Below are 23,388 nucleotides of genomic sequence, written 5' to 3'. Positions count from 1 at the left end.
CCGCGAGCTGCGCGGCTACGGCCCAGAGCGCGCAGCATGACCGCCTCGGACATCACCCTCCTCAAGGCCGAGATCGCCCTGCTGCGGTCGGTGTCCCCGACGAAGGGGCCCGCCCAGCGCTACGGCGAGGCCGCGATCCGGAACGTCATCGCCGACGCCGGCGAGCGCCTCGCCGCCTCCACCTTCCGCAATCCCGTGACCCGGAGGTCCTGATGGCCCGCCCCAAGGACGGCACATTCCGCCAGCTTTGCGGCGAGATCGACCCGCGCAAGGTGGCCGAGATCGTCGACGGCTACGGCCTCGGCATCGCCCGCGAGCGCTGGCACTGGGCCTACGCCTTCATCCACGCGATTGCCCAGGAAGGTCGCCGCATGAAGGTGGCCGGCGAGACCTGGAGGCGCGTCCCCCGGCCCGCCGGGCCCGAGGTCGAGGAGGTCGAGGCCCCGCCAGCCCGTCCCCCGCGTCCCATGCCGGCCCCACGGCTTGTCGAGCGCCAGTCGGCTCCGGCGCCCCGGGCCACCCCCATCGTCCCGGCCGAGGTCGACCAGGTCGCCGACCTGTTGCGTAGGCTGGCCAGCCACGAACACCTCATCGAGGAGATGGCCGCCAGGCTCGCAAGGTTGGAGGCCCGGCAGACGGCGACGTCGCCCTGGGTCGTCCCGATCCGCCCGGCCCCCGCACCGGCCTGGGATTTCCCGGTCGAGCCTGATGCCCTGCTGCGGATGCTGCGGCGCTGGTCGGTCCGGATGGTCGCCCTGACGTAACGCGTCCACCCAGCGTCGGGTCCGCGAGGCCGAGGCCATGGCACAGACACTCACCCGGAAGGCCGCCTGATGACCGCCGCACGCGCCACCGACGACCAGATCCTGTCCGCCGTCCGGGACGCCGGCTCCGTCCGGGCCGCCGCCAAGGCCCTCGGGATGGCCCGATCGAGCGTCTGGGAGCGCGTCAAACGGCTCTCAGGGACGGTGCAGAGTAATGATACCGAACGGGCTTTCAGTGCCTATCGCGGGGAACTCGGCACCAAGTCGGTGCTCCCGGGCTTCGAGCTGAAGCGGACGACGGCGGTCCTCGACAGGCACGGCGACGTCGCCCGCGGGTACGTGACCCAGTCCAAGGCCCCGGGCCGCCTGGCTGAAATTCCAGCCGGCCGTGTGCTGAAGGGCGTGTCCATCCTGAAGGATTCCTCGGGCCGGGTGACCCAGGAATGGGTGAAGACCCGCGAGGGCCGGGACCCTCAGGACGTCATCGAGGCGATCAAGGCGGCCTTCGAGGGCTACGAGGGCCGGCACGAGCCGATCCCGGCGCCGGCGGCCGCGGGAGCCGACCTGCTGACGCTGCTGCCTCTGGCCGACTGGCACATCGGGGCGCACAGCTTGGGCCGCGAGACCGGGACGGACTGGGACCTGAAGATCGCCGAAGAGGTCATCGGCCGCGCCGTCGAGAACGTCGTCGAGCGGTCCCCGGCCTCGGGCCTCGGCGTCGTCCTCGGGGGCGGCGACCTGATGCACGCCGACAACCAGGACAACCGCACCGCCCGGTCCGGAAACCAGCTCGACGTCGACGGCCGGTACCCGAAGGTGTTCGACGTCGCCTCCCGGCTCACCGTCCGGACCGTCGATGCCATGCTGCGCAGGCACGACCGCGTCGTCGTCCGGATCCTCAAGGGGAACCACGACGAGCACTGCGCCGTCGCGATCGCCCACTTCCTCTACGCCTTGTACCGCAACGAGCCCCGGGTCGCCGTCGACCTCGACCCGTCGCTGTTCTGGTACGCCCGGTTCGGCCGGGTGATGCTGGCCGCCACTAACGGCTACGAGACGAAGCTCCAGGACCTGCCTGGCGTCATGGCGGCCCGGCGCGCCGAGGACTGGGGCCTGACACGGTTCCGCTACGCTCACGGCTTCCACATCCACCACAAGCGGCTGCTGGGCTTCGAGGCCGGCGCGGTCGTGGCCGAGTCCCACCAGGTGCCGGTGGCGCAGGACGCCTGGCATTATGGCGCCGGCCTCCTGTCCGGGCGCTCGATCCAGACCATCACCTATCACCGCGCCTACGGGGAGGTGTCGCGAGCCCGCGAGGCCATCCTCGACGCGCAGCCCGAGGGGAACGCCTGATGATCCGCACCGACAACGTCGCCCTGCGCGCCTGCCTGCAGCACGCCATCGGCAGCCGCATCTACATGGCGAGCCCCTTCACGGTGTACCCGACGAAGGAGATGGCCTGGAAGGACGCCTGCAGGGCCGCGGCCGCGCTGCAGGCCTGCACGCCGCTCGCGGTCTACTCGCCGATCGCCGATTCCTACGGGGTCGAGGCGATCGGCGGCGCGAAGCTCACGCACGCCGACTGGATGATCCGCGACAAGGCCATGCTGCTGGCCTGCCAGCTCGTCGTCGTCGTCATGCTGCCGGGGTGGGAGCGGTCCAAGGGCATCGCGCAGGAGATCGTATGGGCCCACGAGGCCCGGCTACCGGTCTACTACGTCCAGCCCGTCGGCCAGCACGACAGCGGCGCCTACGCCATCGGCTCGATGGAAGCCGGGCCGGACGAGGGCTACCCGGCGCTTCCGCTGTTCCACCCGGACCTGATGCGCGAGGTCTGGACGGCGGTGCTGCCCGAGAAGCCCTACGCCGGCGAGACCACCCTGGAGGTCCTGAAGGGCCTCACCGAGATCCACCTCCCGGCCGGGACGAGGGTGCAGCCGGTCGAGCCGTTGCACCTCACCCCGGGCACCATGGTCACCGCCCCGGCCGGCTGGCTGGCCGGCGAGGACATGATCGGGGCGTTCTATGCCAAGTAACGCGAACACCGTGCACCTGGTCGCCGCGGCCCTGTGCGGACTCGGCGACAGCTGCTGCGTCAACACCTTGAAGCCCTGCCCCTACGAGGACGACGCTCGCGCCGCGATCGAGGCCCTGCAGGACGCGGCCCCGGCGCCGCGCGAGAACCCGAAGCGCACCGTCGGCATCCGCAAGCTCCCCCTGGAGCTGATCCCGCGCATCGCACTGGTGCAGGAGGCGGCCGTCCTCGGGCTCGGCGCCGACTGCCCGGCCAAGGCCTACGGACGGCACAACTGGCGCACCGACCCGATCGACGCCGAGACATACGTCGGCGCCATCGAGCGGCACCTGACGCTGTGGACCGCCGGCGAGGACGCGGACGACCAGTCCGGCGTCAGCCACCTCGCCCACATCCGGGCGACCTGCGCGATCCTCCTGGATGCGATCGACGCCGGGACGTTCCTAGACGGCCGGATCCGCAGCCCCGAGACCATCCGGATCCTCAAGGCCTACGACGCGAGCTCGATGCCGGTCGTGAAGGCCGCCTGAAAGAGTGGTAACGCGGATCCGGGATTATGCCCGTTGCTATACCTGACCGCTAAGATGCTTTCAGGCCGCAAGAATTCGGAAAGTATAGCATAGGCTAACCGGAAGGCGCACACGGGCGCACGTGCGCCCGACGTCGGCCTACGGGCAGGGCGGCCGGCCGTCGCGGCGCCGGAACGTCACCCCATCGTGCACCATCGCGCCCGAGGGCAGGACCTCCAGATCGGTCGTGTAGGGCACCCGGTCGCCGCCGTTCGTGACGCACGACGGCGACAGCACCTGGCCGCCTTCCAGGCGCACCCTCCCGCAGTCCAGGGAGTCGATCACCATTCCGCCGTCCTCCTTGATCCGGATCGGCATGACGTTCTCGCCGATCGGGCAATAGAACCCGGGGGCGGGCAGGAGCCAGGTCACATCCTCCGCGAGGGACGGCGTGGCGATGGCGGCGACGGCCGCGGCGAGGAACAGGGTACGCATCACAGCGGGGGTCCTTCGAGTTCGGGGAGGTCGTCGTGGGTGTCCTCGGACGGGGGCGGCGGGGCGGCCTGAGCGGGCCGGAACGCGCCGCGGCGGCCGCTCAGGATCCGGGTGCGCTTGTGCTGCCGGTCCTCTCGGCCGAGGACGTAGAGCCGCCCCGAGCTCTCGGTGATGGCGAACCCGTTGCCCTCGTGGCGGATGGCGCTGGTCGTCAGGAAGGCATCGCCATGGACCGGGTGGCCGTAGACCGTACCCTTTAGGCAAGGCTGGCCCGTCCATGGGTGCCGGGCGGTTTCCCACCGGTCGAGATAGGGGGCCGCGGCGACGGCGGCCACGCCCGGATTCCAGTCGGTCCGGAGGTTCTCCAGGACCTCGCGGAGGCGGGCGCGCCGGAGCGCCATCTCCACCAGTTCGTCGGGGCGGAGGTCGCGTGGTCTCACAGCGTCACTCCGGTCGTGGGGATGGCGGATCGGGGTGTGCCGAGGCGGAGCAGTCCCGTGCCCGTCACCCAGGCCCAGCCGGCTTCGACGTCGAAACCTTGGACGGCGCCGGTCTCCCGGACGCGCCCCTGCTCGTCGGTCCCGACGAGGACGAGGCCGTCACCGCGGCGGCCGGCGCGCTGGAATGCCCAGTCATCCAGCAGCCCGGCGCGCGACACGTGCGCGAGGTCGGAGCTCAGGATCTTGCGGTCGTCAGGTCTGGCCATGTCGGTCCCTCCCGCCCCCAGCCTCTCACCCGGCCCTGCAAGGCACCATGCGCTGCCGTCAGCCTCGAACCAGCAAGCATCCGCTAGGGCGACGGGACGGCCATCCGGATCCCGGAACCCGGGGCGGTCGACCCGGTACCGGATCCGGACCGCATCCGCCGGCCGGGGCAGTCCCGGGACGGGGACGCCCCGGGCCCATGCGTGGACGTCGCGGATCCCGAGGCGCAGGCACCGGAGCCTGGAGGCCTCCGAGGTCCGGAGCGTCACGCCGGCGAGCGCGATCGCCGGGACGTGCCCGACGACGCGGCCCGCGATCCGGATGGACCACGCCCGCCGGGTGAGGTTGCGGTAGACGTCAGCCACGGTGCGTCTCGGCGTGGGCGTCGCACGCCGTCCTGACCCACCCGCTCGCCTGCGTCCGCCCCGGGGCGCCGCAGGTTTCGCACACCGCTCCGGACACCCACTCCGCACCGGCGAGGATCCTGGCGGTGCGGCCGTCGACGCCGCTCGCGTAGAACCGCAGCGTCCCGTACTTCTCCTTGACCTGTTCGTCCTGCCACTCCGCCGGGACCCCGCCTTCCTTGATCCACTCGGCGACAGTGGCCAGAAGCCAGTGCCAGCCGTCGCCGGTCTCCGTGGGGCCGCTGTAGATCTCGGGGTGCGTCTCCATCAGGACGAGGCCGCTCTCGACCGGGACGGGGCGCGGCGCGGCGCCGTAGCGCCAGCGCATCGCGACCATCCGGCTGACGAGCTCCGAGATCGAATCGCGGTCCGGCACGCGCTGTGGGTCGACGCGGGCCCGGCGCAGGCGGGGCACGACGAACCGCACGCGGGGGCCCGCCGGGGTCTGATCGACGCCCTCGACGGCGATCCCGATGGCGCCGTCATCGCCCAGCGCGCCGCGGAGGAACTGCATGGCCTCGTGGGGGATCACGCGCGGCATCGGTCGCTCCATGGGCGGGGGGCTGGCAGGCGGGGGACGGCGCGGAGGAATCCCGCAGCCGAGCGGCCTTCGTTCAGGGCCCGGGTGGGATCCCGGTCCCCGTCGGCGACGAGGCGGGCGAGTGCCCCCAGGTACCCGTGGACGCCGCGGCCGAGGTGGGCGTCGACGCGCTCCATCTCGACGTCGGCCTCCACGTCGGCGCGCAGGGCGCGCAGCTCGGAGAGGACGACGCTCATTGGCGGGGCCCCCCCTCGCGGGCGTCGAGGACGACCTCGATCAGGCGGCGGAGGGCGCGTAGGCTGCCACCCTGAGACCAGTTCTCCTCCAGGGCAGCCCATTCCACGCCGTCGAACGGGGGTGCCCAGACATCGTCCAGGCCGCGGTCGGCCTTCACGTCCTCCAGGATCGACGTCGCCAGCGTGCGCAGGTGCTCCGGACCCGGCTCGTCGACGCGCAGGACAAGACACCTGTCGAGCAGTGCCCGCGGGACGGTGGCGAGGCCGTTGGCCGTGAGGATCCACTGCACGCGGGAGATATTGACGTCGGCGGTCAGATAGATGTCGCGGTACCGCTCCGACGTCTCTGACCCCAGCATATTCACGAGGGCGTCCGCCGCGTTGCCGTTGTGCCGCGACGTGCTCATCTTGTCGGCCTCGTCGACGATCAGGACCGGGTTGGCGATCTTCGTCCTGATCAGATCCCGGACTGGCGCCGAGAAATTTGCGGTGGCCCAGCCCCTCGCTGTTCCGAGAATTGTCATGGCATCCATCGCGGCGGCCATCGAATAGACCGCTGGCTGCAGGTGCAGAACCTCGCCGAGGCGCCGGGCGAACCGGGTCTTGCCCCCGCCCGGAGGTCCCCACAGGAGGACGTGCGGCAGCCGGATCGAGTCCTGCATCGCGAGTGGGCGCAGGAGCCGGTCGATGATGCGCGCGCAGTGCGGGAACTCGGCCAGCAGCTCGGCCCGCACCGCCGCCAGGTCGTCCGGCGGCATCACGAGCGGCAGGCGCTTGCCGACGATCGCCTCGGCTTCCTTGACCGGGTCGTCCCCCTTGGACCCCTTCCTGACGTGGGAGACGTCGCCGACGACCCGTAGGCCCGGTCCCGTCGGCAGCCACCCGTCGAGGTCGAGCCCGCCGTCGACCGGATCGGGGCGGGGCTCCACCTTCTCGGCGGGCCGGCGCACGATTCCGGCGCGGTCCTCGGCGACGGCGGCCGCCTCGATCGCGGCGAACTCCTCGTTCAGCGCGTCGACCGAGCCGATCTCGCCGGCGGCGATCGCCTCGTGCACGACGCCCAGCACGTGGGCGAGGCCCCAGACCGACTTGTCGAGGATGTCGATCTGGATGTGCCTGCTTTCGGGGAGATAGCTCTCGCCATCGTCGATGCAGGGCGAGTCGGCCGTCGCCAGGTAGTCGACCGTGCTCCGTATCAGGCCGTATGTGATGGCGTCGACGAAGCTGTGGTGCGGCCGCTGCATCCAGTAGCGCGTGCACAGGACCGCGCAGCGCGCGCAGGCATGCTCGCAGCCCAGCGCCGCGCCGTAGACGGCCGCCCGCTCGTGAATGTCGCGGATGACGACCAGCGTCTCGGACAGCACCGGCGCGTCGCCGGATTCCGCCTGCTCGACGATGGCGAGGCACTCGGCCTCCAGGGCGCGCAGGGTGCTGATCCGCGGCTTGGCGAGCGCGGCCCTGATGGCCCGCGCCAGGCCCTTCGGCAGCCGGTGCTTGCTCTCCGGCGCGATGAGCGGCCGAAGGACAGCCTCCATGTCCACCAGCGCCGAGCCGTCGACGAACTCGGCGCCGGACAGCAGTTCCACGGTCGTGGGGAGCGGGTTGCCGGGCGTGTGCCAGCGGGGCTGCGTGTAGGCGGACAGGTGCTTCCGCACGGCCTTCACGGCCGAGGCATTCATCTTGGACACGGGGGATACTCACTGGATCGAGGACGCGCAGGGCGCCGAGCGCTGGGCTCAGGCGGCGAGGAAGGCGGCGCGTTTCGATTTCAGGAGCGTGCTCATGGCGAGGACCATGACAGACGAGGAATCCCGGGGCAACGGGCGATCGATGACCTGGTAAAGAAATCCCTGGGCTCTGGGGGCGGCGTTACAAGATGATGACAGATCAGCGGATCGGTCATCACTTTGTAACAGAGAAGGCCCCGGGTTTCCCCGAGGCCTTCCCTTGTCGATCCCGCCCGAACCGGGCGGGGGATTTGCCCGCGGTAGCCGCTGCACTTGCGGTCCAGGGAGTGTCATCCCCGCTCAACCTGGCGGGGGAGGCCGTTTCCCGCGCACTCCGGGATAAGCCGCGTGTCATCCCCGCCGAGGCAGGGAAGGTCGAGACGGGCGGCCATTCGGCTGCCTGAATGTTTCATCCCTGCATGTCTTCTGCAGGGGGCAGGGTCACCTCGTGCACGAGGGGGCCAGCCAGTGTCATCCCCGCGACCAGGGCGGGGGCAGCGCCGTGTTGGCCGCTGCATGACCCGAAGATGCTGCCGCCCGACAGTATTGGGGAGTCCCCGGCCGTCTGTACGTCTCGGATGTCGGTTCGGTGTTGCTTGCGCGCCTCTGTACGAATCCGGAACCGGTGCGACCCTGTGGATGGCCCGCGGCGGCGAGCCGGGATCACTCAGGTCCCGGACGAACAGAGGGGCACGCCTCTTCCTCTCAGTTGCCTGGGAGAGGCCTCAGCACCGGGGGATGCCGGTGAGGGTTCCGACGGCCTCCTCAGTGTCGTCCGGCAGCGACCGCCGCAGTGAAGGCCATGACCGGGGCGCTCGGGTCATGGCCGCTTATTCGAGGCAAGCCTCCATGGAAATCGAACAGGTCGCCGAGATGGCGCGCGCGGTCGCCGGGCTGCCCCAGGCGGAGCGGGACTACTTCGACGGCATGCTGGCCGACGTACGGGCCAAGGACGCCGATGCGTCACGGGTCGCCAAGCTGCGGGCGTTGGGCGACTTCCAGGCTCTGGACTTCATCCTGAAGGATGCCCGTCGCGGTCCGACGATATTCGACCTCGACGTGCTCGCGGTTGCCAGGGGGCTGGTGGATGCCGGCTTCGCGCGTCTGACCGGACCACTGCCGAACCATGCCCGCGAGAACCGCTGGGAGGTCGGGATCCGGAACATCGTCCACCACCTGCACGGTCCCCGGCACGAATTCGAGATCTACGACATCGTCGATGAGGTTCGCGAACTCGCGGAAGGTCGAGGCCGGGACGCCAAGGTGGACCTGCCCGAGGCGATCACCCGGATCCGGGAGGTCGTGACCGAGATCGAGGGCATGGCCCGTCGCGGCCGCCCGATCGAGAACGGGCCCTCGCTCAAGCACTGGCTCCTCCGGGGCCTAGATGCCCTCACCGGTGAGAACCACAGCGGGTTCGCGACCTCGCTGCCCCAGCCGAAGAAGAAGCTGGTGGAGGAGATCGCCAAGGACGTGCCTCGTCCGACTTGGGCGATCCACACCCCATGACCCTCACGGATTCCCAGCGGGACGCCCTGTCCGCCCTGCGCGCGGCCGGCGGCGAGGGGGCGATCGACAGGCATGGTGGCGTCGTCGCGGCCGGCGAGCGCCTGCCGTTCCTGGCGGACACGTGGCTGCGGCTGGTGACCCTCGGCCTGGTGGCCGGGGCCGGCCCGCTGCGGATCCGGCTCACCGCGGCCGGAGAGGTCGCCGTCACCCCGCGGGGCCGCAAGGTCGATCCGCGGCTGCTCAGGACAGACAACACGCCGACGCCGGCGCATCCGGGAGCCGAGTGATGACCATCGAGCCCACCGAGTTCGACATGATCGCCCTGGCGCGCCGGGGCCTGCAGGCGCACCTCGACGAGGCGATCGCCGAGGACGAGTTCGCGTCCCGCTTCGCCATGGTCGACAAGCGCGGCGAGCTGACCGGCGAGTCGATGCTGGCCTACCGCACGGCCGCCGAGGCGATCCGCGTGGCCCGGGACCGCCTCGCCCGCTTCAACCTGCTCTACCCGGAGCGGGCCGCGGCATGAGCCGCCCCGCCACCCCTGCGCCGGCCCGGGCCCGCGAGGCCGTCGCCCCGTACCTGACAGGCGAGCCCGCCGACCCGGCGTTCGCCCGCATGCTCGGGGCCTACGCCCGGTGCAACGGGGGATGCCTCGATCGGGCCGAGGGGAACGCCGAGTGCTGGGATGTCTGCAGGCGCGCGAAGGCCGCCGCGAGGAGGAAGGGATGACCCGGCACGCGAAGCACGTCTGGAGAATGCGCGAGGTCAAGGCCGTCCAGCAGAAGGACAGGTTCGGATGTGCGGTGGCGTGCCTGGCGACAGTCCTGGGGCGCACCTACGATGATGTCAGGGCCGAGATCGGGGATCCGGGCCGAGGCCTCACTGATGGCGCCTGGAGCGAGTTCCTGGCGGCTCAGGGGTACGCGGTCCAGCACCTGTTCCGCGTCCACCAACTCACACAGGCGAAGCGCGACGTCTGGCCCGCGGCCCCGTGGCCCCCCGTGCACCTCTGCCTCGTGGATGCTGGCGGCCCGGGCGGCCATCTTGTCGTCATGCTGAACGACGGCACGGTCTTGGATCCCGCCCGATCCGGAGATCCCGTGACGCTGGCGGCCTACGCCTCGGTCATGGCCATGACGGGTCTGTTCTACGTTTGCCGCTCTCCAGCCCCGGCAACGTCAGGGCCCGTAGAACCACAGGTCGAGGCCGGTCGAGCGGCGGTCGATGCGCTCCGCGGCGTCGTTCGCCCGCTGCATCTCATCCAGGGTCGGCCGGCCGTGGTTGAAGGTGCCGAGGTACATGTCGGCGCCGAGGGCGACGAGGACGCGCTGCAGCCGGCCGAACGGGAGGTCCTCGATCTCGCCGCGCTCCAGGGCGGCGAGCTGTCCCCGCGGGATCCGGGCCTGATCGGCGAGGCGGGCGAGCGGCATCCGCAGGGCGAGCCTGCGGGCGCGGATGGCGGGGCCGAGTTCAGCGAGGTCGATGCGCATGTCGGATAGCTACCACCGTCCCTCGCAAGGGACGCTGTCGCCCGCCCTACTCGCCCGGCTCTCCAAGCGGTTCGCCGGCAACCCCGGGCACGCCGCCTGGCTCGCCCGTCAGGCGGATCGCCAAATCCTGGCTGAGAGCCTCCATGACGGCGCGGGGGATCTCCGGCCCGTCCAGGGTGTCCAGCAGGACGGGGCAGCCGCTCGGGCCGACGGTCAGCTGAACGTTCAGCCGGCCAGGCTCGCGGCGGCTCGGGTTGATGTCGAGGACGTAGCGCATGCCCACGATTCTCGGGCCGTCCCGGCGCCGGCGCAAGGCCTCCCGCGGGGAGGGCACACCGAACTGTCGTTGGACCGCTTCACGCACGAGGACGCCCGGATCCGCCGCGGCGGCGGGCTGCCGGCGTGCGGGTCGTTTTTCAGCTGAGGGAGGGGACGATGAACGTGACCGCATCTTTCGGGTGGCCCCTGCCGAGGCGCGAGCCGCAGCCCGAGCCCGTGCCGAACCGCCCGGACGAGTTCTGGTGGGTCGAGACGTGCGAGGGCGTGCCGCTGGAGCCAGCCTCCATCTCGTTCCAGGGTGACGAGCCGTACGGGATCACGGAGATCGGCTCGGACTATGAGCAGCCGCTGTCCCGGCGGGAGGTTCGCCTCGTCGAGCGGGTCGTCCCGGCCGGGCGCCTCGCCAAGGTGATCCCCATCCTGGAGGACGTCCTCAGCCAGCAGACCGCCCCATTGCCTGACCAGCAGCTTTTCGAGGCGATCGCGTTGCTACAGGCGGAGGCCTGACATGCCGATGTCCGACATCTTCAAGGTCATCCCCCTGAGCGAGGCGATTGAGGCTGCGCCCTACCTGCCTCCCGCCGATCGGTACCTGACCTTCGAGGAGATGGCCGAAGCCCACGCCGCCCTTATGCGGACCGGCGGTCTCATCCGTATCGAGGGGCGGCCACTGGTTGACAAGGTGCCGAACGGGCAAGGAACACTGGTAACGCCGATCCCGTAATATGACCGTTGCTATACCTGACCCATAAACGACTGCAACGGCGCTCGAATTCGGAAAGTATAGCCTAGGGTATACGGAAGGCGCACACGGGAGCACATGGGCGCACGTGCGCCCGACGTCGGCCCGCCGGTCCGCGCCGGGGCGTTCCGTAGATGATGCGGCACGGCCGATACGGTCCCGTCCGCGATACGTTGGAGGTCGCGAAATGCCGCGGCCAGGGATCGACTCCGCGGCGGATTTGTTCTCCATTTGTTCTGATGGACGAATCAATGGAGCGCGCCGTGGACGAGATGGAGCAGGCCTATCTGGAGGCGGCCGACGGCGACGCGCGCGACGCTCTGCGGCGGGCGCTGGGCGACGCCCTGCAGGAACTGGCGACCGTGTCTGGGCAGGTCAGCCGCGGCTACGTGCGGGCATCGAGGCCGGCCGACCTGGCGAGAAAGTTGGGGCGGGAGCGCCGGGACCGGGACGCGGCGCGGGCCGCGGGGCGGTGAGTGCGGAAGGATCGGGCGGCCGATCCTTGTGGATGGCGGCCCCCGGCGCGGTACGCACGGGCCGGCGATTTGCGGTACGTGTGCGGTACGAGGATCGGCGTAGATGTTTGCGACCCGTTGAAATCGCTTCGCTTTTCGGGGCCACGCATGGGTGGCGGAGACGGAGGGATTCGAACCCTCGATACCCATTTCTGGGTATGCTCATTTAGCAAACGAGTGCCTTCAGCCGCTCGGCCACGTCTCCGGCGCCTTGGCTCTAGAAGGTCGGGCCGGGCGGGTCAACCCGATCCCGGCGGACCGTGGCCAGGCGGCGGCGCTCGTAGTGCTTGGCGATGCGCAGGTGCCGCGCGATCGCGTAGTTCATCGCCGTCAGGAAGCCGTAGGTGCCGCGCACCACGTGGCGCCGGCCCAGATAGGCCTTCAGGAAATTGCCCGGCAGTTCGACGAAGACGCGCCAGCTCGGGATCACCACCCCCCGGGCCTCCAGGTCGTCCGCCTGCTGGTCCGAGTAGCGGTTGAGCTTGTCGAGCTGGTCGCCGAGCGAGCGCACCGAGAAATGGTGGATCACACCCCGGAGCCGTCCCGCCGCCACCCCCGGCTCCAGCGCCACCCGGTCGTGGACCGGGGAGGCGGCGTAGCGGCCCCGATCCTTCCGGTAGAGCCGCACCGGGGTCAGCGTGTAGGCCAGCGGGTGCGGGCGCGTCTCGCCGGGGAAGATCTCGGCGATGCCGATCCGCCACGCGGCCCGGCGCGGCTCGCCCGCCGCGAACAGGCCGCGGATCTCCCGGGCGAGGGGCTCCGGCACCACCTCGTCGGCGTCGAGGTTCAGCAGCCAGACGTGCCGGCACTGCTCCTCGGCGAAGCGCTTCTGCGGCCCGTAGCCCGGCCACGGATTGTGGATCACCCGCGCACCGAGCGAGGCGGCCAAAGCCTGCGTGCCGTCGGTGGAACCCGAATCGACCACCACGAGGTCGTCGGTCAGGGCGCGCACCGCCCGGAGCGTCGCGCCGATCCGGTCCGCCTCGTTGTGGGCGATGACGAAGATCGACAGGGGCAGGGGGCCAGCGGCCGCCACCGCCGACGCGGATGCGCCGCTCACGCCAGCCAGTCCGGCACCCGATCGAGGGCGATCAGCGCCTCGACCTCGACGCGCGGGCGCACGACGGCGGCGCGGTCCCCCCGCACCAGCACCTCCGGCACCAGCGCCCGGGTGTTGTAGGTGCAGGACTGGACCGCCCCGTAGGCGCCCGCGCTCATCACTGCGATCAGATCGCCCGCCCGCACCGCCGGCATCTCCCGCTGGAGCGCGAGGTAGTCGCCGCTCTCGCAGACCGGGCCGACCACGTCGGCGACCATGCGCGGCGCCTCCGGGTCCGGCTCGGCCACGGGCCGCAGACCGTGATGGGCCTCGTACAGGGTCGGGCGGATCAGGTCGTTCATCGCCGCATCGACGATCACGAAGGTGCGCCCCTCTGTCCGCTTCACGTACAGCACCCGGGTCACCAGGATCCCGGCATTGCCGGCGATCATCCGGCCGATCTCGAAGACCGGGCGCAGGCCGAGCGGCGCGAAATGCGGCCGCAGGGTCGCCGCCAGGGCGGCCGGGTCCGGGGGCGGGGCGTTGTCGTCGTGGTAGGGAATCCCGAGGCCGCCGCCGAAATCGATGTGGCGCAGGGGATGGCCCGCCGCCAGGAGCTGCCGGGCGAGGTCGGCGAGCAGGCGCGCCGCACCGGCGAAGGGCGCCAAGTCGGTGATCTGGCTGCCGATATGCATGTCGACCCCGTAGACCGCGAGGCCCGGCAGGGATGCGGCCGCGGCGTAGACCGCAGGCGCCCGGGTGATCGGGATGCCGAACTTGTTCTCGGACTTGCCGGTGGAGATCTTGGCGTGGGTGCCGGCATCCACGTCCGGGTTCACGCGGATCGAGACCGGCGCCGTGAGGCCGAGTTCCGTGGCGGTCTCCGACAGGGCCGCGAGTTCCGGCTCGCTCTCGAGGTTGAAGCAGAAGATGCCGGCCTTCAGCGCCGCCGCCATCTCGGCGCGGGTCTTGCCCACGCCCGAGAAGACGATCTTGCCGGGATCGACCCCCGCCGCCAGCGCCCGGTGCAGCTCGCCCCCCGAGACGATGTCCATCCCGGCGCCCCGGGCCGCGAGGGTGCGCAGCACGGCCTGGTTGGAATTCGCCTTCATGGCGAAGCAGACCAGCGCGTCGTCGCCCGCGAAGGCCTCGGCGAACACGCGGTAATGCCGCTCCAGGGTGGCGGTACTGTAGCAGTAGAACGGCGTGCCGACCTCTGCGGCGAGGCCCGTCAGGTCGACGTCCTCGGCCTGCAGGCGGCCGTCGCGATAGTGGAAATGGTGCATCTCGGCCGTGTCTCGTCTGCGCGCGGAGAAGCGGGCTGTTTCCCGTGAAACATCCGGCCGCGGAGCGCTCCGGCGACCGGATCGCCAAGAGAGCGCTGCGATGGCGCGGCCCTCCGGCCCCCGCCCTCTACAGCAGCGGATCCAGAATGAAAGGTTCCTTCGGGATACGATAGCCGCGCCGGGCGCCGCGGCTGGTCTGCACCGGCGCGTCGGTGCCCCCCGGCGGCACCGCCGCCCCGGACAGCTCGTCGCCGGCACGCACCGAGGCCGCATCCGGCTCCGGCGCGCCGCCGCCGAGGCCCACGGAGACCGGCAGGGTCCGGCGGCCGTTCACCGCATCCGAAGCCGCCGGCGCGGCGGCGGCGGCGGGGGCCGCGGTCTGGGGCGGTTCGAGGGCGCCCCGCCGCCCGCAGGCGGAGACCGCCAGGGCGATGAGGCCGGCCGCGGCGAGGAGCTTGAGGGCGGGGTTCGACAACATCGCGCGAGGGTCCGGCGGGCTCGGCACCGGCACGCGGAGGGGCCGGCGGAAGCGCGACCTTAGCGGTTGCCGCGCGCCGGCGCGAGCGCAGGCCCGCAACAGGCGGGCCCGCATCAGGGCCGGGCCGGAACCGCGTTGGCCCTTCGGCCTCAGCCGCGGCGTTCCTTCCCGCCCTGCGCGCCCTGCCGGCCCTTGGCGGGCGCGTCCTGACCCTGCTCGGCCTCGTAGGCGTCGATCGCACGGCGGCAGTTCTCGCTGAGCTTCTTCCAGTTCTTCTGGAAGCAGGCATCGGTGGCCGGATCGTCGGGGGCCAGGTTGCCGCAATAGGTCAGGTAGTCACCGGTGCAGTACTTCTTCAGGGTCTCGTTGCCGCGCTTCGATTGCTGCGCCGCTGCCGGCAGGGCCAGGGCAGCGGTCGCCACGACGGCGAGGACGATGGGCTTCAGGCGCATGGGTATCCGTACCATCTTTCGGACAGGGACGATGTTGAGCGAGTCCGCGCTGCGATGGGGCCTCCGCGTGGTCGAAACAAGGCGAGGGTCCCAGGTTTTCGCGTCCGACGCGCCCGGCAGGGCCGTCCGGCGGGCCCGAATCCGGGTCAGACGCGTTCGGCCTGCGCGACCGGGTAGGCGGCCCGGGGCATCCGGCCCGGATTCGTCAGGGCGTCGGCCACATCCGCGATTCGCCGGCGCAGATCGGCGTTCTCCCGCTCGATGCCGGCTTGGCGGTCCGATTGGCGGTCCGATTGGCGGTCCCCCTGCCGATCCCCTTGCCGATCCGCCACCGTCAGGGCCAGCGCCTCCTCGGCCGCCCGGAGGCTCGCGCGCAGATCGTCGCGCTCCGCCGCCACGGCCGCGGCATCCGGGCCGGCCGCCGTCGTCTCACCCCGGCGCAGCCCCAGGAGACTGTCGAGCAAGTCGGCATGGGCCTCTTCGAGGGCCTGGAGCGTGGCGAGGCTCGCCGTACCGTCCTCGCGGGCCAGCGCGAGTTCGGTCTCGAGCTCCCGGGTCTTGGCCTGGGCCTGGGCGATGTCGGCGTCCCGCGCCGCGACGTCGCGGGCGAGGGCGGCGACCCGCATGGTCCCCGCCCCGAGCGCCGCCATCTCGGCCTGGCGCTTGGCCTCCGCGGTCTCGGCCCGGCGCTCCAGGCGGCGTTGCTGCACGGCGAATTGCGCGCGCAGGAAGTCGCGCTCGGCGGCGATCTCGGCCGGCGACAGGGGCAGGCGCGCCTCGGCCCGCCGCCGGGCCAGCCGGGCGGCGCGGGCGTTGAGGGCCGGCAGCAGCAGGAGGCCGCACAGGCTCGCCGCCAGGAAGCCCAGCGCGAAGATCATCGCCGTTTCGATCACGAGGGAACAGCCCGCGTATCCGGCCGGACGACCCGACCCGTCTCCACTCTAGCCCAGGTTGATCGGAAGGGTGAAATCCGATTCCACCGATCCATCAGAACGGGTTCCAGGTCGGCTCCCGGGTGAATTTCAGATAGCCGACATTGATGCCGAGCCGGGCGCCGACGCCGCTGCGGATCGGCACCACGATGATCCGGTCGTTGACCACCGCGGTCATGCCGAAGCCGCCGACCAGGTAGGCCGAGCCGTCGACGCCGGCGAAGCGCCGGTACAGGTCGCGCACGTTCGGCAGGTTGTAGACGAGCATCATGGTGCGCGCCCCGTCGCCGCCGACGTCGAAGCCCACCGACGGCCCCTGCCAGTAGATGCGCCGCTGGCCGGCATTGCGGGTGAAGAGGGTGCCCTCGCCGTAGCGGAGGCCGGCCACCACCGCGGCGCCGCCCTCCTGGCCGAGGATGTAGCCGTTCGGCTCGCCCCAGCGCCGGCCCGCCTCCTCGACGGTCAGGGCGAGGCCGCGGGAGACCGAGCCGAAGAACCGGTGGCCCGATTCCACGATCTCGCCGGGGCGGAAGGTCTCGGGGGTATCCGGGTCCGCCCCGCGCGCCAGGGCGGCGCCCGCGCCGCCGAGGCCGGCCAGGGAAGCGCCCAGCGGGGTGCCGAGTGCCAGGGCGAGGCCCGCGCGCAGCAGGCGGCGGCGGTCGGTTCCGCGATCGTCTCGTGCCGTCATCGTTGTCTCCTCGCCCGGTTCGATTAACGGTTCGTGCGATGGATCTGTCCGTTCCCGTCCGCCGCGCCGGCATCGGCCGCGGCCCGGGAGCCCTGCTCCGTCTGGGCCCGCGTCCCGCGGGCGCCCGAGTCGGACCAGCTTCCGAGGGAATCCGCAAGATGTGGTTAACGCGTCCCGATCCCGCACCCCGCGCGCTCGTCCTCTGCGCGGCCCTGACCCTGGCCATGGCGCCGCCGGCGCGGGCCGAGCCGGCGGGGGCCGGGTTCGCCCTGCTGACGCTCAACGGCTTCGATCCGGTCAGCTACTTTCTGGAGGGCGGACCAACCGCCGGCACGGGCCGGTTCGAAGTGTCCTGGGGCGGGCGGGTCTGGCGTTTCGCCAACGGGGCCAACCGCGCGGCCTTCCGGGACGATCCGGCCGCCTACGCCCCGCGGCTCGGGGGCTACGACGCCGCCGGGATCCTGGAGGGCCGGCTGGTGGATGCCGATCCGCTGATCTTCGCGGTGCTCGGCGGCCGGCTCTACCTGTTCCGGGATGCCGTGCGCCGCGCCCGGTTCCTGGCCGATCCCGGCCTTGCCGGGCAGGCGGAGGCGGCATGGCCGGGCCTGCAGGGCCTGCTGGACGTGCCGCCTACGACGCCGCCGCGGTGACCGGCGGCCGGTCCGGTCCGCGGGTCCCGCAGGACGCCGGCAGGGCGAGGCGCTGGGCCAGGGACGGATCACCCATCGCCGCGAAGGGCCCGTTGCGGTAATCCGATCCGTGCCGCCCGTAGCGGATCGGGCCGCCCCCCGGCACCACCACGCACCCCCCGGCGGCCGCCACGATGTGGTCGCCGGCCGCCGTGTCCCATTCCATGGTCGGGCCGCAGCGCACGTAGATGTCCGCCTCACCGGCGGCGATCAGGCCGAACTTGACGGCGGAACCGACCTGGCGCGTCTCCAGCACCGGCAGGGCGGCGAGGCAGGTGGCGGTGGCGGCGTCGCCGTGCCGACGGCTGCCGAGGGCCAGCAGGCCGGCCTCGGGCACCGGCCGCGTCCGCACCGGCCGCCCGGCGCCCGGCCGTCCCGCGATCACCGGGGCCTCGACGGTCGCCGGACCCGCCCACCAGACCCGGCCGAGCCCCGGCGCCGCCAGGGCCGCCGCCACCGGGCGCTCGCCCGCCACCAGGGCGATGTTGACCGAGTAGTCCGGCGTCCCGGCCAGGAAGTCGCGGGTGCCGTCCAGGGGATCGACCAGGAAGAAGATCTCGCCCGGCCGCGCCGCGCCGTCCCGGTGGCGCTCCTCGGCGATCACCGCGATTCCGGGGAACCGTCCGGCCAGGGCGGCGACGATCAGATCCTCGGCTTCGATGTCGGCGGCGCTCGACGGCGATCCGTCGGGCTTCAGGGCGTGGGGGCAGGGGGCCCGGTGATAGCCGCGCAGGATCTCGCCGGCCGCACAGGCGATCTCGGCGAGCGCCGCGGCGATCCGCTCGCGCTCCGGTCCCGAGATCGTCGCTGCGCCGGTCATGGTTCCTCCCAAGACCACTCTGAATGCCCTAGGGGCGGCGCGATGTCGACCGTTTCCGGGGCGAAGTCGTGTCGCGGTTTCACTTGGGCGCGCGGGCCCCGTCCTCCGGAGCGGCGACAGCGCGTGGCCTGCCGCCCTGCGGGGGCAGGTTCAACGTCGGTGCATCCTGCGTGCAGGCATTCGAGCGGTTCCGACTGGCGCGACCAGAGCCGGCGCAGACCGGTTTCGGCGCGCTGAAGGAGGCCGAGACCCTCCGCAGGCGGGTGCCGGGGGCGGCGGCGCTCAGGATCCTGGCCGACGATGAGACCGGCCGGCCGGCCGGAGGGCGTGACGATCCTCGGGCAGCCGGGCGCGGTGCCGGAGGATCTCGCCGAGCGCCCGCCGGGCGGGCGATCCGCGTGAAGGATGTGTGGATCGGCTGCCGAAAGCCATGTAACAGGCCGCTGCGCGGCGGATGTGCTTCTTGATCGAGCCCGTGGCACGCGGGCGCCGACGCAACTCCACGCCACCGGCAACCGTACGTTCGTGATGGGTCCGTCTAGAGCGTGCCGCGGTGGGTCCCGATCTCCGTCGGTGCGCGCCGCCGCCGGTCCCAGCGCATGCGTCGAGGTAGCCCGTTGGGTGCAGACCGCGTCCTCTCAGCCGCATATCGTTGCTCCGCGCCCGTCGATCGACGATGCGACAGAAGGTGCGCCCCGCGCCCGGGCCGAACTCCGCCGGCGTCGGAAGCCTTGGTTCAGACGAGATGATCATGCGGCTTAAGCGGTGGGTTGCCAGTCTTCTGGGCGCTCGGGACCGATCCGCATCGCGGGGCGACACGGCAGATCCGGGCCCGGCGTTCGACCTGAAGCTGTGCGACTTCACCTTCGTGTCAGAGGACGGCAGCCGCACGATGCCGGCCGTCGAGCTGAGGCGGCTGGCCGAAGCCGCGGCGCTGCGCTTCCGGCAGGACTTGACCGGACAGCGGATCGGCCTGGTATTCCGCTCCGAGCCCGCGCTGATCGTGGCTTGGCTTGGCCTCGTGTCGGCGGGGTTCGAGCCGCTGATCCTGCAGTACCCCACCGAGAAGCAGGACCGGGCGGCCTGGCGCGCGTCGGTGGCGAATTCGGTCACGCTCGCGACGCTCGACCACGTGGTCTGCGCGCCCGAGATCGCCGACCTGCTGCCGGATCTCGCCGTCCCATTCGGGATCGATCACCTCCCCGAGGGGAGCGGCGTTGGGCAGCGTTTCGCGTTCCGGGCGCGGGCGATCCTGCAGCTCTCCTCCGGCACCACGGGACATCGCAAGGCGCTGGCGTTCACCCGCAGCCAAGTCGAGGCCCATGTCGGGGCCTACAACGCGATCATGCGGCTTCGCTCGGACGATGTCTGCGTGTCCTGGTTGCCGCTCTATCACGATATGGGGTTCGTCGCCTGCTTTCTGATGCCCCTCGTCCTGGGGGTGCCCGTGGTGATGATCGACCCGATCACCTGGGTCCGCCGGCCGAAGCTGCTGTTCGACGCCATCGCGGCCCACCGCGGCACGTATTGCTACATGCCCAATTTCGGCTTCGAGATCATGGCGCGACAGCCGGCCGGCGATCTGGGTTCGATGCGGCGCTGGGTCTCCTGTTCCGAACCGGTCTACGCGGAGACCGCCGAGCGCTTCCTGGCTGCGCACACCCTCGATCCGAGCACCTTCGCGTCCTGTTATGCGATGGCCGAGAACGTCTTCGCCGTCGCGCAGTCGGACGCCCTCTCGATCGTCGAGCATGACGGGCGCCGCCTCGTCTCGTGCGGCGCCCCGATCCCCGGAGTGGAGCTGGAGATCCGCGACGGGCAGATCTTCGTGACGAGCCCGACCGCCATGCGCCGCTACCTGGGCGGTGCCGAGATCGCCGACGCGCGGGGATTCTACCCGACGGGGGACGCCGGCTTCCTGCACGGGGGGGCGTTGATCGTCACCGGCCGCACCGGTGACGTGCTCAACATCGCGGGCCGCAAATACATGCTGAACGACCTCGACCGGGCCGTGGAGACGCTGGTGCCCGAATCCCGGGGCCGCGCCGTCGTCTGCGCCGAGCGCTCGGACGAGCTTGGGACCGAGCTGCCGATCGCCTTCATCGAAGACGAAACGTTCTTCGCGCGGACCGATGCCGGCGCGCTGCAGAGGAAGCTGTCCGATCTGACCGGCATCGAGGTCGTTCAGATCCACTTCGTTCCGAGTCGGTTCATCGTCAAAACCTCATCCGGAAAAGCCAACCGGCGCGCGACGCTCGAACGGTGGAAGGCGCATGTCACGCACGTGCGGTCGAGCAGACGCACCTCGCTGGCCGATGACTTCGACGCCCTGTTCCCGCACGTGCCACGGGACGAGCCCGTCGCGGATTGCCTGGACTCCCTCGGCCGCGTCCTGATCTCCATCATCGCGTCGCATCACGGCCGCGCCATCGATACGCGTCGCTCCATCAACGAGATCCTCGCGAGCGACGCCGCGGCAGAAGCCGACAGCGCCGAGGACGGAATCAGGATCGTCGCGCTGTGCGACCGCGGGATCGTCGAGGGCATCAGCCCGGAGACGCTTGAACATTGGTCCGCCTTGCTGGGCTGCCCCGTGTCGTTGGAGCACGTCTGTGTTCCGCCGAGCGAGGTCCTGCTCAACGATCTGATCGTCTGCGATTATTTCCGGACGGATGGCACGGGCGAATCCCTGGACATGGTCGATGAGGTCTTGGCGATTGTGAAAGGGGCGAGCTTGCTCCTCGTCGACGACGTGGCCGAGATTGCCTTCGCCAAGGAGCAGGTTTACCCGTTGCTCAACCGGATGAATATCCGGGAGGCCGGAACGGAGATGCTGGCGTATCGCTGGCAGCGCTATACCCTGAAGCACCATCTGCTGCCGATCTCGGTACAGTTCGGTCAGGATTTGAGCGACGATCACGACACGAGTCTGGACCGCCTGGCCGGTTATCTCGGTGCCGATGTCCTGAAGATCGCCACGCTGCCGATTTTCACGGATCTGACCCGGCAGTGGGACGTCATCGACCGGGTCAACCACCGTCACGATAACGTCGTCTACGCCCCGCCGAGCCTTGGTCTCGCGGATCGAGGAGGGCCTGCTGCGCGATCCGCCGCCCAGGCGTCCGACCTTCCCCGGGCGGCGGACCCTGATCGACCTGCCGCATTTCTGCTGCTGGCTAATGGACAAGGATCTCGTCGACGCGGTTTTGGGTGCGTATGACCGCTTCTTGATCATCGGCGTGCCGGCAAGCGTGTTCTACATCACCACGCAATTGCGCCGCCTCGGCAAGCCTTTTACGCACATCAATACGCTCAATCTCGAACTCGTCGACGAGCGGACCTACGAATGCATTCTGATGACGGGGGCCTGGGGCAAGCCCTCCACCGACAAGCCGGTCTATCAACTGTTCTTTGCGGGTTTCAGCACGCCGCACGGACAATTCCTCGACAGCAGGCAGCTGAGCATTCGCTCGAAAGCTGACGCCTATTATAAGTCACTGGGGTTTAGTTCCGCCGAGCTCTAGCGCGTGCTGCGAACTGATGGGTGTTGTTTGCGTTTGGGTGGGATGGGCCTGGATCATCCCACCTATCCCGCGCGTGTCCGGTGAGGAATGGGGGCTGGGCGCGCCGCATCGGGCGCTGTGGCCGAAGCGTTCGCGCGAGCGCGACCACGCGCGGCGCGAGGTGTTCAACGGTCTGCGGTTCATCGTGAAGCCGGGCGCCCCCTGGCGGTTCATGCCGCACGCCCTGCTGCTGCGGGCGGCGGTGTATCAACCGGCGCAGCGCTCGGGCGGGCCGCGGCGTGCTTTACAGACCCGGCCGGGGCGCTGCGGGGCCCGGGGAGCCGGCGGTGTTGAACAGGCGGACGCTGCGCTCCTCGGACGAGGGCGGCGAGCTAGGACGGGGACAGGAGCAAGCGGGGCTCGAAGGTTCACCCGGCGGTGGAAACGCTCGGCCACGTGGCGGCGCCACATATCACCCCGGCCAAGGCCGACGATCGCGGCGCGGTGGATCGCCTGACCGACGCGGTGCAGGCGGAGACGGGAGCGTAGAGAGAGGGCTTCGTCGATCAGAACTTTAGCATGATTGGCGGAGAGGGGGTCCTTAGAACCGGCGCCCCACTTAGCCCCATGTCATGCCGTTTTTACATTTAAACCAGTGACTTACGATCAATCTCCGTCCCACGCCGTGCGTTTACATTCCACACCATCCCACTTATTATGTGGTATAAAATGTGGGAGCGGAAATTGGCTAAATCCGGACGACATCCTGAGAAAAAACTAACAGCAGTCGGCATTCGGAATTTGCGGGACGCTGGACGGTACACGGACGGGGGCGGCCTCTACCTCGTTGTTGAACAAAGCGGCGCGAAGCGGTGGGTCCAACGCATCGTGGTGCAAGGCAGGCGACGCGATATCGGCTTAGGGGGTGCCGCAACGGTCAGCCTCGCGGAGGCGCGCGAGAAGGCTTCGGCGATCCGCAAATCGGCGCGGAGCGGAGGCGACCCGATTGCCGAGCGGCGAGCAGCTCAACGCCATGTGCCCGCGTTTGCGGAAGCCATCGATGCAGTCCATGCCGAGCACAAGAAAAGCTGGAAGAATGAAAAGCACGGCGATCAGTGGATCAACACGCTACGGACCTACGCCGTCCCGATAATCGGCACCGTGCGCGTCGATCGCATCGAAACAGCCGATGTCGTACGAGTGCTGGCGCCAATATGGACCGACAAGCCGGAAACGGCCCGCCGCGTTCGACAACGTCTCTCTACGGTTTTCAAGTGGGCAAAGGCTAACGGCTTTCGCGGCGGCGAAAATCCCGTTGAGGGCGCCGAGTTAGGATTAGCAAAACAGACAAAGTCCGCATCGAATTTTGCCGCCCTCCCCTATCCGAAGCTGCCGGGGTTCATGGCGGATTTAGGAGAGGCCAGGACCGGAACAATTCCAAAGCTTGCCTTCGAATTTTTGATTCTGACGGCAGCGCGCAGCGGTGAAGTTTTCGGCGCGAGATGGACGGAAATCGGTTTTGAAAGCGCGACATGGACCATCCCGGCCGCT

30 protein-coding genes, 1 tRNA gene and 1 pseudogene are annotated in these 23,388 nt (G+C 70.5%); 16 read left to right on the top strand and 16 right to left on the bottom strand.

Annotated features, from left to right (window positions below; translation table 11 throughout):
- The first annotated feature begins 36 nt into the window (after positions 1 to 36).
- From MKK69_RS09215 to MKK69_RS09195, 5 genes are all read left to right on the top strand, one after another.
- Positions 37 to 213 (top strand): hypothetical protein, encoded by a 177-nt coding sequence (locus MKK69_RS09215; RefSeq protein WP_187275010.1) that lies wholly within the window; start codon positions 37 to 39, stop codon positions 211 to 213.
- Positions 213 to 764, top strand: a complete 552-nt coding sequence (locus MKK69_RS09210; protein ID WP_147750040.1) for a hypothetical protein — start codon at positions 213 to 215, stop codon at positions 762 to 764. Before MKK69_RS09215 ends, MKK69_RS09210 begins: the two co-directional genes overlap by 1 nt.
- Positions 765 to 833: 69 nt before the next feature.
- Complete coding sequence (locus tag MKK69_RS09205) at positions 834 to 2,117, top strand: LysR family transcriptional regulator (RefSeq protein WP_147750041.1); 1,284 nt, start codon at positions 834 to 836, stop codon at positions 2,115 to 2,117.
- Positions 2,117 to 2,800 carry a DUF1937 family protein gene (locus MKK69_RS09200; protein WP_147750042.1) on the top strand — a complete coding sequence of 228 codons (684 nt, stop codon included), beginning with the start codon at positions 2,117 to 2,119 and terminating at the stop codon, positions 2,798 to 2,800. Before MKK69_RS09205 ends, MKK69_RS09200 begins: the two co-directional genes overlap by 1 nt.
- Positions 2,790 to 3,329: a dATP/dGTP diphosphohydrolase domain-containing protein gene (locus tag MKK69_RS09195; protein ID WP_147750043.1), complete on the top strand. Its 540-nt coding sequence runs from the start codon at positions 2,790 to 2,792 to the stop codon at positions 3,327 to 3,329. Before MKK69_RS09200 ends, MKK69_RS09195 begins: the two co-directional genes overlap by 11 nt.
- A 138-nt stretch (positions 3,330 to 3,467) precedes the next feature.
- On the opposite strand, the gene MKK69_RS09190 is transcribed toward MKK69_RS09195, so the two are convergent.
- From MKK69_RS09190 to MKK69_RS09165, 6 genes are read right to left on the bottom strand one after another with little or no spacing between them, the layout of a single operon-like run.
- Positions 3,468 to 3,803, bottom strand: coding sequence for a hypothetical protein (locus MKK69_RS09190; RefSeq protein ID WP_147750044.1), 336 nt, complete (start codon positions 3,801 to 3,803; stop codon positions 3,468 to 3,470).
- Complete coding sequence (locus MKK69_RS09185; RefSeq protein ID WP_147750045.1) at positions 3,803 to 4,243, bottom strand: hypothetical protein; 441 nt, start codon at positions 4,241 to 4,243, stop codon at positions 3,803 to 3,805. The genes MKK69_RS09190 and MKK69_RS09185 overlap by 1 nt, the downstream gene beginning before the upstream one ends.
- Positions 4,240 to 4,872, bottom strand: coding sequence for a hypothetical protein (locus MKK69_RS09180; protein ID WP_243967463.1), 633 nt, complete (start codon positions 4,870 to 4,872; stop codon positions 4,240 to 4,242). Before MKK69_RS09180 ends, MKK69_RS09185 begins: the two co-directional genes overlap by 4 nt.
- Entirely contained in the window at positions 4,865 to 5,452 is a 588-nt protein-coding gene (locus MKK69_RS09175; protein ID WP_243967462.1) for a hypothetical protein, read from the bottom strand. The genes MKK69_RS09180 and MKK69_RS09175 overlap by 8 nt, the downstream gene beginning before the upstream one ends.
- Entirely contained in the window at positions 5,440 to 5,688 is a 249-nt protein-coding gene (locus MKK69_RS09170) for a hypothetical protein (RefSeq protein ID WP_147750047.1), read from the bottom strand. Before MKK69_RS09170 ends, MKK69_RS09175 begins: the two co-directional genes overlap by 13 nt.
- Positions 5,685 to 7,367, bottom strand: coding sequence for an AAA family ATPase (locus tag MKK69_RS09165; RefSeq protein ID WP_147750071.1), 1,683 nt, complete (start codon positions 7,365 to 7,367; stop codon positions 5,685 to 5,687). Before MKK69_RS09165 ends, MKK69_RS09170 begins: the two co-directional genes overlap by 4 nt.
- A gap of 897 nt (positions 7,368 to 8,264) precedes the next feature.
- Here MKK69_RS09165 and MKK69_RS09160 point away from each other — a divergent pair.
- The 3 genes from MKK69_RS09160 to MKK69_RS09150 are packed head-to-tail and all read left to right on the top strand — an operon-like array spanning position 8,265 to position 9,450.
- Positions 8,265 to 8,924 (top strand): hypothetical protein, encoded by a 660-nt coding sequence (locus MKK69_RS09160; protein WP_243967461.1) that lies wholly within the window; start codon positions 8,265 to 8,267, stop codon positions 8,922 to 8,924.
- The gene (locus tag MKK69_RS09155) at positions 8,921 to 9,211 is read left to right on the top strand and encodes a hypothetical protein (protein WP_147750049.1); all 291 of its coding nucleotides are present in this window, start codon (positions 8,921 to 8,923) and stop codon (positions 9,209 to 9,211) included. The genes MKK69_RS09160 and MKK69_RS09155 overlap by 4 nt, the downstream gene beginning before the upstream one ends.
- Positions 9,211 to 9,450: a hypothetical protein gene (locus MKK69_RS09150; RefSeq protein WP_147750050.1), complete on the top strand. Its 240-nt coding sequence runs from the start codon at positions 9,211 to 9,213 to the stop codon at positions 9,448 to 9,450. The genes MKK69_RS09155 and MKK69_RS09150 overlap by 1 nt, the downstream gene beginning before the upstream one ends.
- Before the next feature lie 652 nt (positions 9,451 to 10,102).
- Here the strand turns inward: MKK69_RS09150 and MKK69_RS09145 are convergent.
- On the bottom strand, positions 10,103 to 10,414 hold the full coding sequence (locus MKK69_RS09145; protein WP_147750051.1) for a helix-turn-helix domain-containing protein: 312 nt from the start codon (positions 10,412 to 10,414) through the stop codon (positions 10,103 to 10,105).
- Between the two features lie 46 nt (positions 10,415 to 10,460).
- On the bottom strand, positions 10,461 to 10,691 hold the full coding sequence (locus tag MKK69_RS09140) for a hypothetical protein (protein WP_147750052.1): 231 nt from the start codon (positions 10,689 to 10,691) through the stop codon (positions 10,461 to 10,463).
- Between the two features lie 164 nt (positions 10,692 to 10,855).
- Between MKK69_RS09140 and MKK69_RS09135 the strand changes: the two genes are divergently transcribed.
- From MKK69_RS09135 to MKK69_RS09125, 3 genes are all read left to right on the top strand, one after another.
- Positions 10,856 to 11,200, top strand: a complete 345-nt coding sequence (locus MKK69_RS09135; protein ID WP_243967460.1) for a hypothetical protein — start codon at positions 10,856 to 10,858, stop codon at positions 11,198 to 11,200.
- 1 nt (position 11,201) lies between these two features.
- On the top strand, positions 11,202 to 11,417 hold the full coding sequence (locus MKK69_RS09130) for a hypothetical protein (protein ID WP_147750054.1): 216 nt from the start codon (positions 11,202 to 11,204) through the stop codon (positions 11,415 to 11,417).
- 269 nt (positions 11,418 to 11,686) lie between these two features.
- A complete protein-coding gene (locus MKK69_RS09125) occupies positions 11,687 to 11,911 on the top strand; it encodes a hypothetical protein (protein WP_243967459.1) in 225 nt (74 codons plus the stop codon).
- A gap of 152 nt (positions 11,912 to 12,063) precedes the next feature.
- Here MKK69_RS09125 and MKK69_RS09120 read toward each other — a convergent pair.
- From MKK69_RS09120 to MKK69_RS09090, 7 genes are all read right to left on the bottom strand, one after another.
- A tRNA-Ser gene (locus MKK69_RS09120) sits at positions 12,064 to 12,155 on the bottom strand.
- A 12-nt stretch (positions 12,156 to 12,167) separates the two neighbouring features.
- On the bottom strand, positions 12,168 to 13,010 hold the full coding sequence (locus MKK69_RS09115; protein WP_243967458.1) for a glycosyltransferase family 2 protein: 843 nt from the start codon (positions 13,008 to 13,010) through the stop codon (positions 12,168 to 12,170).
- Positions 13,007 to 14,275 carry a diaminopimelate decarboxylase gene (gene lysA / locus MKK69_RS09110; RefSeq protein ID WP_243967456.1) on the bottom strand — a complete coding sequence of 423 codons (1,269 nt, stop codon included), beginning with the start codon at positions 14,273 to 14,275 and terminating at the stop codon, positions 13,007 to 13,009. The genes MKK69_RS09115 and lysA overlap by 4 nt, the downstream gene beginning before the upstream one ends.
- A 127-nt stretch (positions 14,276 to 14,402) precedes the next feature.
- Positions 14,403 to 14,753 (bottom strand): LPS translocon maturation chaperone LptM, encoded by a 351-nt coding sequence (gene lptM, locus MKK69_RS09105; RefSeq protein ID WP_243967455.1) that lies wholly within the window; start codon positions 14,751 to 14,753, stop codon positions 14,403 to 14,405.
- A 149-nt stretch (positions 14,754 to 14,902) separates the two neighbouring features.
- Positions 14,903 to 15,205: a 3',5'-cyclic-nucleotide phosphodiesterase gene (locus MKK69_RS09100; protein WP_243967454.1), complete on the bottom strand. Its 303-nt coding sequence runs from the start codon at positions 15,203 to 15,205 to the stop codon at positions 14,903 to 14,905.
- Positions 15,206 to 15,351: 146 nt separating this feature from the next.
- Positions 15,352 to 16,083: a hypothetical protein gene (locus tag MKK69_RS09095; RefSeq protein WP_243967453.1), complete on the bottom strand. Its 732-nt coding sequence runs from the start codon at positions 16,081 to 16,083 to the stop codon at positions 15,352 to 15,354.
- Positions 16,084 to 16,192: 109 nt separating this feature from the next.
- Positions 16,193 to 16,825: a DUF1134 domain-containing protein gene (locus MKK69_RS09090; RefSeq protein ID WP_243967452.1), complete on the bottom strand. Its 633-nt coding sequence runs from the start codon at positions 16,823 to 16,825 to the stop codon at positions 16,193 to 16,195.
- 158 nt (positions 16,826 to 16,983) lie between these two features.
- Between MKK69_RS09090 and MKK69_RS09085 the strand changes: the two genes are divergently transcribed.
- Positions 16,984 to 17,475 carry a YHS domain-containing (seleno)protein gene (locus MKK69_RS09085; protein ID WP_243967451.1) on the top strand — a complete coding sequence of 164 codons (492 nt, stop codon included), beginning with the start codon at positions 16,984 to 16,986 and terminating at the stop codon, positions 17,473 to 17,475.
- Here MKK69_RS09085 and MKK69_RS09080 read toward each other — a convergent pair.
- A complete protein-coding gene (locus MKK69_RS09080; protein WP_243967450.1) occupies positions 17,456 to 18,334 on the bottom strand; it encodes a 3'(2'),5'-bisphosphate nucleotidase CysQ in 879 nt (292 codons plus the stop codon). The two genes, MKK69_RS09085 and MKK69_RS09080, sit on opposite strands and share 20 nt — an antisense overlap.
- Positions 18,335 to 19,085: 751 nt before the next feature.
- Here MKK69_RS09080 and MKK69_RS09070 point away from each other — a divergent pair.
- From MKK69_RS09070 to MKK69_RS09060, 4 genes and pseudogenes are all read left to right on the top strand, one after another.
- A complete protein-coding gene (locus MKK69_RS09070) occupies positions 19,086 to 21,554 on the top strand; it encodes an AMP-binding protein (RefSeq protein WP_243967449.1) in 2,469 nt (822 codons plus the stop codon).
- Complete coding sequence (locus MKK69_RS09065; protein WP_243967448.1) at positions 21,514 to 21,858, top strand: hypothetical protein; 345 nt, start codon at positions 21,514 to 21,516, stop codon at positions 21,856 to 21,858. The genes MKK69_RS09070 and MKK69_RS09065 overlap by 41 nt, the downstream gene beginning before the upstream one ends.
- A gap of 42 nt (positions 21,859 to 21,900) precedes the next feature.
- Positions 21,901 to 22,377 (top strand): annotated as a pseudogene (locus MKK69_RS31315) (transposase); the annotation flags it as partial.
- Between the two features lie 204 nt (positions 22,378 to 22,581).
- The coding region (locus tag MKK69_RS09060) for a tyrosine-type recombinase/integrase (protein ID WP_243967447.1) at positions 22,582 to 23,388 on the top strand (807 nt) is incomplete at its 3' end.

The organism is Methylobacterium sp. J-026, from assembly GCF_022829585.1.
Lineage (GTDB): Bacteria > Pseudomonadota > Alphaproteobacteria > Rhizobiales > Beijerinckiaceae > Methylobacterium.
Note: the sequence above shows the minus strand (reverse complement) of the source record. Positions and strands in the feature narration are given on the sequence as shown.